Raw genomic sequence first — 15,974 nt, 5'->3', positions numbered from 1 at the left:
TATACATGGTTTAACTTTTTGGTAAAAGATAGAATTTATTATGGCTGATAAATTACTATTCTTCAAAAAGTGTTTGTAGTATTAATATATGAATTTAGTAAATCACTAGTTTTTCAAATACATATTTCTAAAGCTAGTATTATATTTCTCAAGGAGGAAATAAATCAATGGCAAAAAATAAGTCTTTTAACAAATTAATGGCTGGTACAATGACAGCTGCAATGGTAGCAGGAGTAGTAGCACCAGTTGCTACAGCAGCAGAAGAGGGCGCATTTAAAGATGTTCCTAAAGGACATTGGTCTGCAGATGCGATCAACTCTATGGCTGCACAAGGTATTATCGTAGGTACTGGTAATGGCCTATTCGGATTTGGTGACGATGTAACTCGTGCTGAAGTAGCTACTTTCATGGTAAAAGCGAAAGGCATTGAAGCTGGTTCAACAAAAACTCCATTTACAGATGTAGATGCAAACAAATGGTATGCTAAATACGTTTCAGCTGCTGAATCTAACAAAATTATGGCTGGTTTAGGCGACAATAAATTCGGTCCAGACGAGAAGTTAACTCGTGCACAAATGGCACAGCTTCTTGTTAACGCATACGGCTTCAAAGCTGATGAAAACAACAAAAAAACTTTCAATGACATCGACGGTTTATCTTGGGCAACTGCAAAATCTTCAATCGAGACTCTTGCAAGCTTAGGTATCGTAGCTGGTGAAGGTGAAGGCAAATTCAATCCAAACGGCGTTGTAACTCGTGAGCAAGCTGCTCAGTTCATCTACAATGCGATGACATATAGCCCGGAAGTAAAAACAGAAGCTAAAGTTGAATCTGTAAGTGCAATCAACGCTCAAGAAATTAAAGTTACATTCACAAACCCAGTAAATGAAAAATCTGCGATTAACGAAGCTAACTACATTTTCAAACAAAATGGTGCTGACTTAACATCTGTTGATTTCTTAGGTGACGCAGGTAAGAAAGGTGTTCTTTCAGAAGATGGTAAGAGCGTAACTTTCAAATTAAAAGCTGAGAAAGCATTTGCTAACTCTCACAAATATGCAGTACACGTAACTACAGGCGTATTAGGTGCTGACTTAAAACCTGTTGAAAAATATCTTGATTCAGAAAAAACATTCTCTGACTCAACAGCTCCAGAATTATTAGGTGCACGCGTTGTTGGTAAAAAAGTTGAATTAACATTCAACAAACCAGTGACAACAGATGCAAAAGTTAAAATTGATGGTGTTGAGCTTAAAGAAACAAAAACTGCAAGTGAAACTCCAGGAGTATACACTTTAACAACTGATGTAGTTACAGGAAAAGATGGAATCTTCGCTAAAGGTGATCATGAAGTAGTTGTATACGATGCGAAAGATACACTACGCGAAAATCCTAATACATCTTCAATCTTAACAACAAAATACACTGTATCTTCTGATACAAAAGCACCAGAAGTGAAAGAATTAAAAGCTATTAACAGCCGTACTTTCAAAGTTACATTCTCAGAGCCATTAAGCCAACAACCTGAAGTAACTGTGAAAAAAGGTAACTACACGTTCCCAACAGCTGTAATTGATACTCCAGGCAAACCAGGAGAGGTACAATTTACAAAAGATCCACAAGATCCAACTTCATACATCGTTTCTGTTAAAGAAGATGCAAAGGAAGCTCTTAACCCATTATATGCAGGTAGTGAAAAGAACGTTAACTTAAGTGTTAACCTTAAAAACTTCAAAGATGGAGCAAACTTACTTGGTAAACCAGTTGATATGAGCGTTTCTTTATCTGAAGATACTGCTACACCAAAAGTAGCTACTGATAGCTTAAACAAAATCAACGGTAATACTTTAGAAGTTAAATTCAACGGTAAAATTGCTGTGAATGACGACACTAAAATCGTAGTACGTGACAAAGGTGGCGTAGTTGTAGAGTCTACTTTCGTAACTGACGGTGACGTATTAAAAGTTACTTCTAAAAACAACGTTGAATTAAAAGACGATTCTTACACAGTAGAATTAAAAGCTGATGCTGTTAAGTATGCAGTAGATAACGACTTAGCTTCTTACTCTGTAAACACAAACAGCAACGTTGCATTCATTACAACTGTTGGTAAAACAGGTATCGTAACACCTGTTGTAGAAAAAAATGCTGACATTATTTCAATCGCAGGTGATGTAATCACTGTAAATTACGGTGAAGACATGAGCGGTAACGCGAAAGATGTAGAGAACTACAAAATTGACGGTAAAGCATTACCAACAGGTACAACTGCAGAATTCGTTGGTAGCAAACAAATCGTTAAGATTTCTTTACCGAAAAATTATTTCTCAAAAGCTCAAGATGCTAAATTTACAATTAGCACAAACGTATTAACTGCTTCTGGAAGCAAAGTAGTAGCTAACGCTCAAACGAAAGCTCCAGTTGAAAAATTAATCAACTTCGCTGATAACACAGCTCCAAAATTAGCAAGCGCTGTTTATGTGAAAGCTAATAACGAAACTGATGTTTCAAATGAAATCAAAGTAACATTTGATGAAAACCTTGGAGCAATTGTAGACAATACTGACTTTATCAATGACTTAAAAGTTGTTGTAAATGGTAACGTTGCAAAAGTTACTAACATTAAAAAATCTGCTAAAAATGAAAAAGTTGTTTACTTAACAACTGAAAAAGCACTAAACGTTGCTCAAGCTGCAACAATTAGTGTAGTACCAGAAGGTGCAAATAACGCAGAAATCAACATTACAGATGCTACTGGTAACAAGTTAGCACTTGGTGAAGTAACTGCATCAGCTGCTGTAGTTGAAACTAAATAATAGATAGTATATCTGTTATTGATGAAAATCCCTTGTAGGAAATTTCCTGCAAGGGATTTTTTTATTATCTAAGTATTTTCGAGCAGGCAGATTGCTAATTCGAAGGAGAGTTCAGCTGTTTGATTGTTGCAATCTCATAATGAGTGACGATGAATACACATAGAAAATATAAAAAATACCATGCCCTTAAAACAGGGGCATGGTATTTCAAGTGTTATTCAATTTCCAAATCAACAATCATATAAGCAAGTATCACAGCAAAGAATATACTTACGGCTGGCGCTGTTAATACGTGGCCGGACATAAAGGCTATGCCGAGCGATAGGACGAGTGTGCTAGCTAGTAGCATGTGTTTTGTGCTAAATAGTTTCTTGAAGTTTGTAATAATACGAATGAATATTTTAATACCGAAATAAAGAAGCGGTAGTAAGTACATAAGGAACCCGACAATTCCGAATGCGAAGAATAGGTCGTGGAAATCCATTTCTACTAACTTCATTTTCGTTGTATAGTTACCAGCGTAGCCCATTCCGAATAGTTTTTGAGATAGTGGTGCTTCTTTATAGTATTGTTTATATACTTTTAAAAACTTGTCACGATCACTGTAAATTAAACTTTTCATTTCAGAGTCTGTTAGTTCGCCTTGCTTATGTTCTTCTTCTTTAACTACTTTTCCTTCTTTTCGGTCTTTTTCTTCTTGTACTGATTTTTTGTATTCATATATTTGTAAATGGATCGTCATATTTTTGGCGATAGGAGTGTGTGGTGTAAGTACGAGTAAACCTCCTAGTACGATAGCAGCAACAACTGTGTTTACAAGATATGTGAATCCTTTTCCTTCTTTTTTACGATGCATCATATATTCAATGAATAAGAATAAAAGAGCGATACCAAGTGTAATAACAATGGCACCGTAACCTACTTTCGTTCCGATCATAATGCTTGCATACATCGCAAGTACAGTTGGAATCCAGTAATAAACTTTTGAGAAAGAAGTTGTTTTATGAACTGAGTATAAGACAACGATTGGGAACATAATGGCAAAAATGGAACTTAAATCATTTCCAGCAAAGAACCATCCTCTTGAACCGATTTTTGAGTTAGGATAGCTTGGGAAATCTGTACCAGTTACCATTGCCACAATGATTGAGATACTCAAAATTAACGTTGCATATAAGAAATAGGTAATGATTTTATGAAACGCATATTCGTTATTTTTTAGTTCTTTAAGTGCGATAATATATCCAAAAAGTATTACAATTGGATATACACTCTTCATAATAAATTTCACTTCTTCTCCAAATGAAATTGGAGATTTGACCATTAAATTATTCACAAGGCCGATTGCGAGTACAATGCCAAATAGACATAAATAGAGAATGTATTTTTTCGCACCTTGTTGTTTATGATGAAGAAGTAGATAACCTAATGCAAGAAGCATAAAGGCGAAACGGACTACGATTCCGACTGTTGCACTCATGTGTAATACATAGATTGAAAAAGATGTTAATAAATCTAAGATTGGTTGAAACACAATGAATAGCAGTAGGAAATGTGGGAAGTAGTTATCCATCTGTTTTAACTTAGTAACCATATGTTCCTCCATTCCTTCATTCCTTTATTTCAGCACCCCTTTATTAATAGGAAGGCGAATGAATTTCTATACTTGTTTTTTATATCAAACTTAAGAATACACCATTTCATTGTAATGGTAAATAGATGAAATGTATGAGTAAACCGACTTTAATTGCTATATTTTTCAACGAAATTGTATGTTTTATACAAGGGTATATACAAATTATGAGATTATTAGACAGAAAATTTAGAAAAAAGAAGGGTTTTTCATCTACTTTCTATAATTATATAAGTATAATCTTTATGTGGAAAAGAGGGGTATATATAATGGAAGTAACAAGTAAAACAGAATCTGTCGTTGTGAAATATGAAGGGCACGTTGCAACGGTTATGGTCAATCGCCCAGAGGTGTTAAATGCATTAGATGAGCCAACATTAAAAGAGCTATTACAAAAGTTGAAAGAAGTAGCGGAGAGTTCTGCGCATATTGTTGTACTATGCGGGAATGGCCGTGGTTTTTCGGCGGGTGGAGATATTAAATCGATGCTTTCAAGTAATGACGAAAGCAAGTTTGATGGTATTATGAATACCATTTCTGAAGTCGTTGTGACTTTATATACGATGCCGAAGCTTGTTATTAGTGCAATTCATGGACCAACTGCTGGTCTTGGATTAAGTATTGCATTAACAGCTGATTATGTTATGGCAGATATATCATCAGTTATTGCGATGAACTTTATTGGAATCGCTTTAATTCCAGATGGTGGCGGTCATTTCTTCCTGCAAAAGCGCGTAGGTGAAAATGTGACGAAGCAAATTATTTGGGAAGGAAAGAAATTATCGGCGACAGAAGCGTTAGATATCGGCTTAATTGATGAAGTAATCGGCGAGGATTTCCAAACAGCTGTGAAGCAAAAAATTAATGAATGGTCACAAAAACCGATTAAAGCGATGATTCAAACGAAGCAAATTTTATGTGAAGTAAATCGCTCTAATTTAGAACAAACGCTGCAGCTTGAAAAACGCGGGCAATATGCGATGAGACAAACAGCAGACCATAAAGAAGGTATTGCTGCATTTTTAGAAAAGCGTTTACCTACATTTAAAGGTGAATAAAAGGGAGAAAGTGCTAACACATTTTAGTATAATTGTGTTAGCACTTTTTTTAGGGGTAATAAATGAAGAAAATTATCGGTGTTATCGTTATGATTTTACTTACATATTATGCTTTGCATAGTACACCATCTCTTGCGGTACGGACTGCATTATTCTTTGAGGGGCATCCAACTGTTGCTTTCTCTGGTGAAGTAACGAAAGAACGAGATGTGAAAAAAGAGGCGATTCCTGATGAGTACCAAACCTTATACGGCGATAAGAAAGAAGAACCAGAGCATTACTTCTTTCCGGTAGTAAGGGCGCACGGATCAGGAATTGATATGTTAAGTGCTTGTGTGAAAAAAGAGTGGTTTTTTTATAAAGCAGAGCTCGGTTGTTATTAAACATAGGAGGATGAATGATGTCAGCATATAATAAATTAGTAAGAGATCGTGTTCCAGAGAAGATTTTAATGTCTGGAAAAACGTATACAGCACAAAAATTAACAGGACAAGCATACATACAAGCTTTAGCGAAAATTGGAACGGAAGAAATTCGTGAATTTGCTTCTATGAAAGAGCGTGAACATGCACTAGATTCTCTTGCAGATGCACTGGAAGTTATCATCTCATTAGCGCGTGCAGAAGGTGCATCGATTGAAGATGTAGAACGTCTTCGCAAGCAGAAAGAAGTAGAGCGCGGTGGGTTTGAAAGAGGCATTTATTTATTAGATGTTTCAGAAGAATAGTTTTATAGAAAAAGCATCGCGTTAGTGGATAACGCGATGCTTTTTTGTCATTAAGATTAGGTTAAAGTGAATTTTATTGCAATTTAGAAAATTAAGCTATATAAGTAGAGGTTTCATAGTAAATTCTGTATACTGAATAGTAGAGAAAATGAGGAGGAAATGACAATGGCACATCATGCGAAAGAAACGATGGAACTCATTAAGGAGCTTGTCTCTATTCCGAGTCCATCTGGAAATACAGAGAAAATCATTCGTTTTATTGAAAACTATGTAAGTGAGTGGAACGTAGAAACGAAGCGTAACAATAAAGGAGCACTTATTTTAACGGTAAAAGGGAAAAATGATGCACAGCACCGTTTATTAACGGCACACGTTGATACGTTAGGGGCAATGGTGAAAGAAATTAAGCCTGACGGTCGTCTTCGTCTATCTATGATTGGTGGATTTCGCTGGAACTCTGTAGAAGGGGAATATTGCGAGATTGAAACGTCGAGCGGTAAGACGTATACAGGTACAATTTTAATGCATCAAACTTCTGTCCATGTGTACAAAGATGCAGGGGAAGCGAAGCGCGATGAGAAAAATATTGAAGTTCGTATTGATGAGCGTGTCTTTTCAGCAGATGAAGTACGTGAGTTAGGAATTGAAGTAGGAGACTTCGTTTCATTTGATCCACGCGTTCAAATTACAGAGAGTGGATACATAAAATCACGTCATTTAGATGACAAAGTAAGTGTCGCGATTCTATTAAAATTAATTAAGAGATTACAAGATGAAAACGTAACATTACCATATACAACTCATTTCTTAATTTCTAATAATGAAGAAATCGGATATGGTGGTAACTCTAACATTCCAGAAGAAACGGTTGAATATTTAGCAGTTGATATGGGAGCATTAGGGGATGGACAAGCATCAGATGAATACACAGTATCTATTTGTGCAAAAGACTCTAGTGGCCCGTATCATTATGCATTACGTAAACATTTAGTAGAGCTTGCGAAAAAGAACAATATTGAATATAAGGTAGATATATATCCGTACTACGGCTCTGACGCATCAGCTGCGATTCGCGCTGGATTTGATGTGAAACATGCATTAATTGGAGCTGGTATAGATTCTTCTCATGCATTTGAGCGTACGCATGAGAGCTCGATTGCGCATACAGAAGCATTAGTCTATGCGTATGTAATGTCTCATTTAATTGAAGACTAATTTCATAAAAAATAGAGATATCGGATTGAAAATAGTATTTTTAATCAGCTTTTCATTTGGGAGAGAATAGAAAGGGCGATTAGTTTGGTGGGAAACTAATCGCTTTTTTGAGGTTTATTTATATTTATTATTCCTTATATGGTTATCTTTAATAATATAGATAGAAAACGTATTTACTACATTGATAGAATGTTATAAACTATGATAGGAGTTATTTACCAGTTAATATTTTTAATATTAGTTTGATTAAGAGAATTGTATAATGTGAGATTTCGAGAGGAGATTTATTTTTTATGAAGTACAAAGCAATAGCTGCTGGTATGTTAGCGGCAAGTTTACTAGCTTATCCAGTTAGTAGTTTAGCAGAAACGAAGAAGTTTTCAGATGTTCCGGACAACGCATGGTCAAAAGACGCAATTTACTATTTAGTAGAGAGAAATGTAATTAGCGGTATGACGGACAGTACTTTTGCACCACAGGGTCTTTTAACACGTGCTGAAGCAGCGACAATTGTAGCGAAAGCAATTGGATTAAACGTTAATCCAGCTGGGAAGCCATCTTTTAACGATTCAAAAAATCATTGGGCTGCTCAGTATATTGCAGCAATTGAAAAAGAGAATATTATTGCAGGGCGAGAAGCAGGTGTATTTGATCCTGATGGGAAAGTAACACGTGCTGAGATGGCATCTATGCTTGTGAAGGCTTATAAATTACAAGGTTTGGTAAAAGCCCCAGTAACGAATAAGTTTACTGATTTAGAAGGTCATTTCGGTAAAGAAGCAGCAAATATTTTAGTAGCGTTAGAAATTTCTGCTGGTACAGGAGGGACAACTTGGAGCCCAAATCTTTCTATACCACGTGAACAAGCAGCACAAATGACTTATAAAGCGGACAAGCTAACGAAAAATAATGATAATACTAGTAAACCAGAAGACACAACGAAGAAACTGTATATAGATCATAAGTTCATTACATATCATCAACCATCTTTATCATCAGGAATTACTGACATGCAACATGAACCACAAACGGTTGTAGTAAAAGAAGAACGTGGTGGATGGATCAAAATTGTAACGAGCAAAGGTGATAAATGGACACCTTTAGTAGAGAAAACAGAAGGTATTAAAGAAGGATTTACTGCGTATGAAAAACCGGAACATTCTTCTAAAGTGGTAGGTAAATATGATGCGCAAACAGTAACGGTTATTGAAGAAAAAGATAGCTGGATTCGTATCCGTACAAATAGTGGCTTCCAATGGGTTGATAAAAATCAGTTAAACCCAGTGAAGCAAGGTAACTTCTTAGAAGGTAAAGCGATTATTATTGATCCAGGTCATGGTGGAGAGGATCCAGGACATCTTGGTGTAAATATGGATGAAAGTGCCATTGTATTAGATACATCATTACGAGTACAAAAATTATTTGAAAAGAAAACACCGTTTACTGTGTTATTAACACGTACAGATGATACACGCCCAGGAGATGATGCTGGCGATTCTTTAAGGAAACGTGTAGAATTTGCTAATAAAAATAATGGTGATATTTTCGTAAGCATTCATGCTAATGGATTTAACAACAAAGTAGAAGGTACTGAAACATACTACTATAGATCAGCAGTAACAAATCCAAATACAGATGACAGCCGTGTACTAGCAGAAAAAGTACAAAAACGTTTAGTTAATGCCCTTGATACAAACGATAGAGGGGTAAAAACAGATAACTTCTATGTAATTAAATATAATACAATGCCGGCTATTCTAGCTGAACTAGGATTTATTGATGCAAAAGGTGAAGGTGAAAAACTATCTTCAGAAAAATGGAGACAACGTGCAGCAGAAGCAGTTTATGCTGGTATTTTAGACTATTATGAGTGGAAAGGTAATGACGTATCTTCTTACCGCTAATTAATAGGGATAATGATAAAAGGGATTGCCAATGGGCGATCTCTTTTATTTATGAAATGAACTATAAAAGTTTCTCTTTATTTCGGGCATATGATATCATTTAATTTTATATGAAAAAGTATTCGAGTAATTGTGATCATAATAATTTTAAACGATAAAGGATGATAATAGATTGAGTAATCATAGTAAAACACCTGCATGTATATATACGTATGCATTTCGTGAAGATGAACGTTCTTTATGTTACTTGGAAATGCGTTCATTATTTGGAATGGAGTCTCACGTTAACATTTTGAAAAGTGATGTCAAAATTGATCCAAGTAGAAGTCCGTTTATTAAAGAGCGAGTTGAAGTTATGTACGAAGGAGACGACTTAGAAAGCATCTTGAAACAAGTGGAACAAATTGACTTGGCGGGAGCAACATTCAAAGTTATCTTCGTTAAAATTAATGACTTTGTTGGAGAGAATAAAATTGAATATGGAGAAAGACGTCTTATTGAGCGAGACCTCGGTATGCATATCGAAGGAGAAGCAGACGTTCGTAATCCAGAGCGTGTATTTGGGATTGTTCCTCTTGGAGGACGTTGGTATTTCGGACACTATGTAGAAAGTGATCCAGTTTGGTATCATCACATAAAAAAACCGCATAGCTATTCGACATCACTGAGCACACGTGTTGCTAGAGCTGTCGCAAATATCGCTGTACCAAACCCCGAGGGAGTACGAGCTATTGACCCGTGCTGTGGCATTGGAACAGTAGTAGTAGAAGCACTTTCTATGGGAATTAACATCGTTGGTAGAGATATAAATCCACTTGTAGTTCTTGGAACGAGAAAAAACATCGCGCATTTCGGGTTTGAAGGAACAGTAACAAAAGGTCCAATTGAAGAAATGACTGAGAACTACGACGTCGCGATTATCGATATGCCGTACGATCTATTTACGCACGCAACACCAGAAGATCAACTCTCAATTCTCTCAAGTGCGCGCCGCATTGCAAAAAAAGTAGTCGTTGTCACGATGGAAACGATGGACGACATGATTCATGAAGCTGGATTTGAAATCACAGATCGTGGTGTCGCAAAAAAAGGAACATTCTCTAGACAAATTCTTGTTTGTGAATAGGAAAGGTCACCCGTTTGGGTGCCCTTTTTTGGTTTATATCAATGTGTGATTTGAAGGTTTTTTCCGAGTAGCCGATATATTCCGAGAGTTGTTTTGTTAGTAAATTACTATTCTTTCGTTTTCTCTTGTTGCGCAATTAGTAAATTGCGTAATACGTGTCCACGGTAACTTTCTAGCTTCCGTCCTTCAAAATAACGAACACCTAATTTTTTAAGCTCAGCTACGTACCAGCCTTTTGTTCCATAGTACATGAGATCACTTCCTTTTGCTTTTGAACAGTATATGTTGGGGTGATTTGGAAATTTCATCTCAAATTAATATTGAATATTCAGTTTATTTGTATTATGATTAACTTATTATCGGATGACAGTGATTAGCCTCTCTGTAAGCCCGGATGTATGTTTGAAAATGAATAGAGGAACTTCTTTCCACTTGAGCTTCCTTAGCAGGAGGACGAGCCATAAGGATAGAGGCAGTAAAATTCAATGCGACTATATGCGTTGTTTTTCTGGCTCTTTTTATTTTTTCTTAAAACGTAGGAGGGGATTTTGAGAAAGCGTTGTCAATGGGTTATGGCGCACGTTCATGCTAATGGAGGGGTTGGTGAACTGTTTGGCTAAAGAGAAAAAGGAGTTACAGAAGGATTTAAAAACTCGGCATATAACAATGATTTCAATTGGCGGTGTTATCGGGGGAGGTTTGTTTGTAGGAAGTGGAACGATTATTCAATCGACAGGGCCTGCGGCAATTTTGTCCTATATTATCGGTGCTTTAATGGTTGTGCTCGTGATGCGGATGTTAGGAGAGATGGCAGCGGAAAATCCTGATAGCGGTTCTTTCGCAACGTATGCGAATAAAGCAATTGGGCCGTGGGCAGGGTATACGATTGGGTGGTTGTATTGGTTTAACTGGGTCATTATTATCGCAATTGAAGCGGTGCTTTTAGGCGTGATGATTAACAATTGGTTTCCTTCGGTTCCAGCATGGATCGCGAGTTTATGTATGGTCCTTTTAATGACGATGACGAATGTATATTCAGTAAAATTGTACGGTGAGTTTGAATATTGGTTAGCGTTCATTAAAGTTGTGGCGATTGTTGCGTTTTTAATTTTAGGAGTTTCGATGTTCTTTGGACTTGTTCCTGGGGTGGATAGACCGAGTCTTGCTATTATTACGGAACACGGTGGTTTCTTCCCGAATGGAGTTGTCCCTGTCTTACTGAGCGTTGTGTTTATTTCTTTCTCTTTATCGGGAAGCGAAGTAGCCGCTATTGCAGCCGGGGAATCGGAAAATCCAGAGAAGAATGTTATACGAGCGATTAATAGTGTTGTATGGCGTCTTATGCTTTTCTTCGTAGGGTCAGTAACAATTTTAGTCATGTTTATTCCGTGGACGGATAAAGAGTTATTAAAACTTCCGTATGCAAGTTTATTTAATATGGCAGGGGTACCTGCAGCCGCAGAAATTATGAATGGTGTTGTATTTTTATCGTTGCTTTCCGTTATGAACTCAGGTATATATACGAGTTCGCGTATGTTATTTTCACTTGCTAAAAAAGGAGATGCACCTTCTTCTTTTTCAAGGTTAAACAGCAGAGGAACGCCGGTTGTAGCGATATTTGCAAGTATCGTATTTGCATTTATTTGCGCGATGTTGAAATTTATATCTCCTGATAAACTGTTCGCATTTTTAGCGAATAGTTCAGGCGGGGTAACAATGCTTATGTATATGTTCGTTGCCGTTTCACATGTCAAGTTAAGACGAGAACGGGAAAGAGAAGGGGCTGGAAAGCTAAAAGTGAAAATGTGGTTATTCCCTTATCTCACATATGCAACGCTTCTAATGATTGTTACGATATTTGTTTCACAAGCATTTATAGCAGATATGCGCATGCAATTCTATATGACGTTACTAGCTACAATCGTAGTAATAATAAGCTATTTTCTAAGAGTTAGAAAGTTAGATAAGCAAAAGTTGAATGATTTTACGATTATAAAAGATTCGGAAGTTAGTTTAGAGAAAGAATAAGAAAAGGGGTATGTTCCATGTTGAAAGAGAAGAAAGATATTACAACTACAAAATCTAGCATATTACATGAAAGAAGAAAAAATGCAGTACCAGAAGGGCCTTACAATATTACAGAGTTGTATGTGCAATCAGCAAAAGGAGCGATTATTACTGATGTAGATGGTAATGAATTAATCGATTTTGCGGGCGGAATTGGTATGCAAAATGTTGGGCATTGTCATCCGAAAGTAGTAAAGGCGATTCAAGATCAAGTGGAGTCTTCCATTCATAGTTGTTTTCATGTAGCGCCGTATGAAAGTTATATTGCATTAGCTGAAAGACTGAATGAATTAACACCAGGTGATTTCAAGAAAAAAACGATGTTTGCGAATAGTGGTGCTGAAGCAGTAGAAAATGCAGTGAAGATTGCTAGAAAAGCTACGGGAAGAAGTGCGATTGTTTCGTTTGAGCGTGCCTATCACGGGCGTACACTTTTAACGATGTCACTTACAAGTAAAGTGAAACCGTACAAGCATGGATTTGGTCCGTTTGCATCAGAAGTATACAAATTACCATACCCATACTATTACCGTGCTGAAGAAGGATTGACGCCAGAAGAAGTAGACGCGCAAATTTTAGCATATTTCGAACGCTTTATGTTAGAGGAAGTGGCAAGTGATAATATCGCTGCAATTATTTTGGAACCGCTTCAAGGAGAAGGTGGATTTATCGTTCCGACGACTACATTCATGCGAGGTGTCCGAAATATTTGTGATAAGTACGGAATTGTGATGATTGCGGATGAAATTCAAACTGGTTTTGCTCGTACGGGTAGCTTATTTGCAATGGATCATTTCGGCGTAGCTCCTGATTTAATGACTTTTTCAAAATCAATCGCTGCTGGAATGCCGCTTAGCGCAGTAACAGGAAGAGCGGATTTGATGGATGCACCTGGACCAGGTCAATTAGGTGGTACTTTCTCAGGAAGTCCGGCTGCTTGTGTGGCGGCATTAGCTGTTTTAGATATAATCGAAGAAGAGAATTTAGTAGGTCGTGCTGTAGAAATTGGTGCACGCATGATGGAAGTATTTAATAGCTGGAAAGATAAATACGAATTAGTTGGCGATGTTAGAGGACTCGGCGCGATGACTGCAATTGAGCTTGTAAAAGATAAAGAGACGAAAGAGCCAGCAGCGGAAGAAGTTAAAGCGATTATGAAGGAAACGCATAATAAAGGGGTCATTACGATAAGTGCTGGTATTTATAGCAATGTACTTCGCTTCTTACCGCCTCTTGTTATAACAGATGAACAGCTTGAAGAAGGGCTTACTATTTTAGAAGCTGCGATTGCGAAACTATCAAAATAAAAAAATGGTGGAGGCAGGGGCATGAGGTTTTTCAATTATATAAACGGTGAGTGGAAAGAACCTTCCACGAATGCATATGTGAAAAATTATAATCCGCATAACGGGGAAGTGCTAGGTGAATTCCCATTTAGTTCAGTAGAAGATACACAAGTCGCAATCGCATCAGCGAAAGAAGCTTTTCATAAATGGCAAAAATTATCGTTTCAAGAGAGAGCAAGTTATTTATGGAAAGCGGCAGCTATTTTAAAAGAAAAAGTAAATGAAATTGGCCGAGATGTAACGAATGAAGAAGGAAAGACGATTGCAGAAGGCATAGGCGAGACGAAGCGAGCAATTAGCATTCTTGAATATTATGCAGGGGAAGCGAATCAGCCGATCGGAGAGATCATTCCGTCTGCTAATGAAAGTACGATGCTTTACAGTAAACGTGTAGCAGTAGGACCGGTTGGATTAATTACGCCGTGGAACTTTCCGATTGCGATTCCGGCGTGGAAAATGGCGCCAGCACTTATTTACGGAAATACGATTGTTATTAAGCCGGCTGAAGTTACGCCAAAATCGGTGTACCATCTCGTGGAAGCTTTTCATGAGGCAGGCATTCCGGCAGGTGTTATAAATTGTGTGTTCGGCAAAGGCTCTGAAGTTGGAGCAGAGTTAACGGGAAATCCGGATATAAAAGCGGTATCTTTTACGGGTTCTAATCACGTTGGCAATATCATTCAAAAAGCAGCCGTTGAAACGCGGAAAAAAGTACAATTAGAAATGGGCGGGAAAAATCCGATAGTTGTATTAAAGGATGCCGATATTGAAAAGGCGGTAAATATTACGATAAAAGGTGCGTTTATGTCAACGGGGCAAAAGTGTACCGCAACAAGTAGAGTAATAGTCGAAGAGGGCATTTATGAAGCGTTCCGTGAGCAACTATTGCAGCGCACGGAAGCTCTTACAGTTGGGAACCCGTTAGAACAGGGTACATTTATGGGCCCATGTGTTTCCAAGGGGCAGCAGCAATCTGTTTTATCGATGATTGAAGTAGGAAAAGGAGAGGCTTCTTTACTTTATGGAGGCAGCGTACCGGACGAAGCAGAATTGCAGGACGGTTGTTACGTGTTACCGACTATTTTTGAAAATGTAGATGTAGATGCACGCATTGCAAAAGAAGAAGTTTTCGGTCCAGTTATATGTTTATTTAAAGTGAATAGTTATGAAGAAGCAGTTTCTTTAGCGAATGATACAGAATACGGATTAAGTGCATCGATTTGTACGAATAATTTAAGTTTATCGCAAAGGTTCATTGATGATATGGAAGTTGGAATGGTTCATGTGAATTCAGAAACTGCAGGAGCAGAACCTCAAGTTCCGTTTGGCGGAATGAAAAACTCCAGTGCTGGACCGCGTGAACAAGGAAAAGCGGCGAAAGAATTTTACACGAGAATAAAGACAGTATACGTAGATCAAGTATAAACAATAAAAAACATAGTAATGGAGGATGCAATATGCGTAAAGGGACATTTTTTATGGCAGGACACTCTAGGCTTCCGAAAGGTATGGCTGTTCGTAGTATGTACGAGACACTAACAATTACAATTGAGGCAGATCATAAATATCACGTCATTATTGAAGCGTCATGTACGCTTGCGACAGAGCATGGTAGAGACTTCGTTGCTCAAATTTTGAGAGGACATAGTTTACGAGATGGTATTGAAGAAATCGTTCAAGATATTACAGATCATTATCAAGGAAAAGCGCAAAATGCTATCGTCAGTGCGGTAAAAGATTTGCATCGCCAATATGTAAGTTATTTAAATGATGAACAGCTCGAGGGAGAGTACGAGGAAACAACACCATAAAAACTGTCTAGTTTATTACCATAAACAAGAGCCAGTTGTATTTCCGTTAACGGGATACGACTGGCTTATTTTTATTGAGGAGGCAAGGAATATGAAAAAGTTAAATGAAGTGCAAGTTGTAAAACAAGAGACGAAAAAAAGAAGATGTGCGGAAAGTAAGGGGATTTGTAAAATGTGTAAAGTTTGTAGAGAAAATAACAAAAAACGAATTGACAGTTAGAATATTATGAATTATTATTTAATTAATAAGATCCATACGAGAAATTAGCCT

13 protein-coding genes and 1 pseudogene are annotated in these 15,974 nt (G+C 37.2%); 12 read left to right on the top strand and 2 right to left on the bottom strand.

Translation table 11 applies throughout. The features are described 5' to 3' along the window. Positions 1-167 precede the first annotated feature (167 nt). A complete protein-coding gene (locus tag MR065_RS09615) occupies positions 168-2,816 on the top strand; it encodes an S-layer homology domain-containing protein (RefSeq protein WP_242213476.1) in 2,649 nt (882 codons plus the stop codon). 214 nt (positions 2,817-3,030) lie between these two features. Here the strand turns inward: MR065_RS09615 and MR065_RS09610 are convergent, their stop codons facing one another. Continuing rightward, the gene (locus MR065_RS09610) at positions 3,031-4,410 is read right to left on the bottom strand and encodes an O-antigen ligase family protein (protein WP_242213475.1); all 1,380 of its coding nucleotides are present in this window, start codon (positions 4,408-4,410) and stop codon (positions 3,031-3,033) included. 284 nt (positions 4,411-4,694) lie between these two features. Here MR065_RS09610 and MR065_RS09605 point away from each other — a divergent pair, with 284 nt between their 5' ends. From MR065_RS09605 to MR065_RS09580, 6 genes are all read left to right on the top strand, one after another. Further along, positions 4,695-5,507: an enoyl-CoA hydratase gene (locus MR065_RS09605; protein ID WP_242213474.1), complete on the top strand. Its 813-nt coding sequence runs from the start codon at positions 4,695-4,697 to the stop codon at positions 5,505-5,507. A 62-nt stretch (positions 5,508-5,569) separates the two neighbouring features. After that, positions 5,570-5,890, top strand: a complete 321-nt coding sequence (locus MR065_RS09600; protein ID WP_242213473.1) for a hypothetical protein — start codon at positions 5,570-5,572, stop codon at positions 5,888-5,890. A gap of 17 nt (positions 5,891-5,907) precedes the next feature. After that, positions 5,908-6,234, top strand: a complete 327-nt coding sequence (locus MR065_RS09595) for a nucleoside triphosphate pyrophosphohydrolase (protein WP_098448111.1) — start codon at positions 5,908-5,910, stop codon at positions 6,232-6,234. 165 nt (positions 6,235-6,399) lie between these two features. After that, entirely contained in the window at positions 6,400-7,449 is a 1,050-nt protein-coding gene (locus MR065_RS09590; protein ID WP_242213472.1) for a M42 family metallopeptidase, read from the top strand. Positions 7,450-7,742: 293 nt separating this feature from the next. Beyond that, positions 7,743-9,353, top strand: a complete 1,611-nt coding sequence (locus MR065_RS09585; RefSeq protein WP_242213471.1) for an N-acetylmuramoyl-L-alanine amidase — start codon at positions 7,743-7,745, stop codon at positions 9,351-9,353. Between the two features lie 172 nt (positions 9,354-9,525). Beyond that, a complete protein-coding gene (locus tag MR065_RS09580; protein ID WP_242213470.1) occupies positions 9,526-10,479 on the top strand; it encodes a TRM11 family SAM-dependent methyltransferase in 954 nt (317 codons plus the stop codon). 107 nt (positions 10,480-10,586) lie between these two features. Here MR065_RS09580 and MR065_RS09575 read toward each other — a convergent pair. Then, positions 10,587-10,774 (bottom strand): annotated as a pseudogene (locus MR065_RS09575) (YflJ family protein). Between the two features lie 308 nt (positions 10,775-11,082). Between MR065_RS09575 and MR065_RS09570 the strand changes: the two are divergent. From MR065_RS09570 to MR065_RS27440, 5 genes are all read left to right on the top strand, one after another. Next, positions 11,083-12,507 (top strand): amino acid permease, encoded by a 1,425-nt coding sequence (locus MR065_RS09570; RefSeq protein WP_242213469.1) that lies wholly within the window; start codon positions 11,083-11,085, stop codon positions 12,505-12,507. Positions 12,508-12,524: 17 nt separating this feature from the next. Continuing rightward, the gene (gene gabT, locus MR065_RS09565; RefSeq protein WP_242213468.1) at positions 12,525-13,853 is read left to right on the top strand and encodes a 4-aminobutyrate--2-oxoglutarate transaminase; all 1,329 of its coding nucleotides are present in this window, start codon (positions 12,525-12,527) and stop codon (positions 13,851-13,853) included. Between the two features lie 21 nt (positions 13,854-13,874). Continuing rightward, a complete protein-coding gene (locus tag MR065_RS09560; RefSeq protein WP_242213467.1) occupies positions 13,875-15,317 on the top strand; it encodes an aldehyde dehydrogenase family protein in 1,443 nt (480 codons plus the stop codon). A gap of 32 nt (positions 15,318-15,349) precedes the next feature. Continuing rightward, the gene (locus MR065_RS09555; RefSeq protein ID WP_088232471.1) at positions 15,350-15,703 is read left to right on the top strand and encodes a DUF3870 domain-containing protein; all 354 of its coding nucleotides are present in this window, start codon (positions 15,350-15,352) and stop codon (positions 15,701-15,703) included. A gap of 91 nt (positions 15,704-15,794) precedes the next feature. Then, positions 15,795-15,923: a hypothetical protein gene (locus tag MR065_RS27440; protein ID WP_277927367.1), complete on the top strand. Its 129-nt coding sequence runs from the start codon at positions 15,795-15,797 to the stop codon at positions 15,921-15,923. Positions 15,924-15,974: the final 51 nt, after the last annotated feature.

The sequence above is a fragment of the Bacillus cereus group sp. BfR-BA-01383 genome, from assembly GCF_022663495.1.
Lineage (GTDB): Bacteria > Bacillota > Bacilli > Bacillales > Bacillaceae_G > Bacillus_A > Bacillus_A cereus_AU.
The sequence above is the reverse complement of the archived record's forward strand: the minus strand, read 5'-3'. Positions and strand labels throughout refer to the sequence as shown.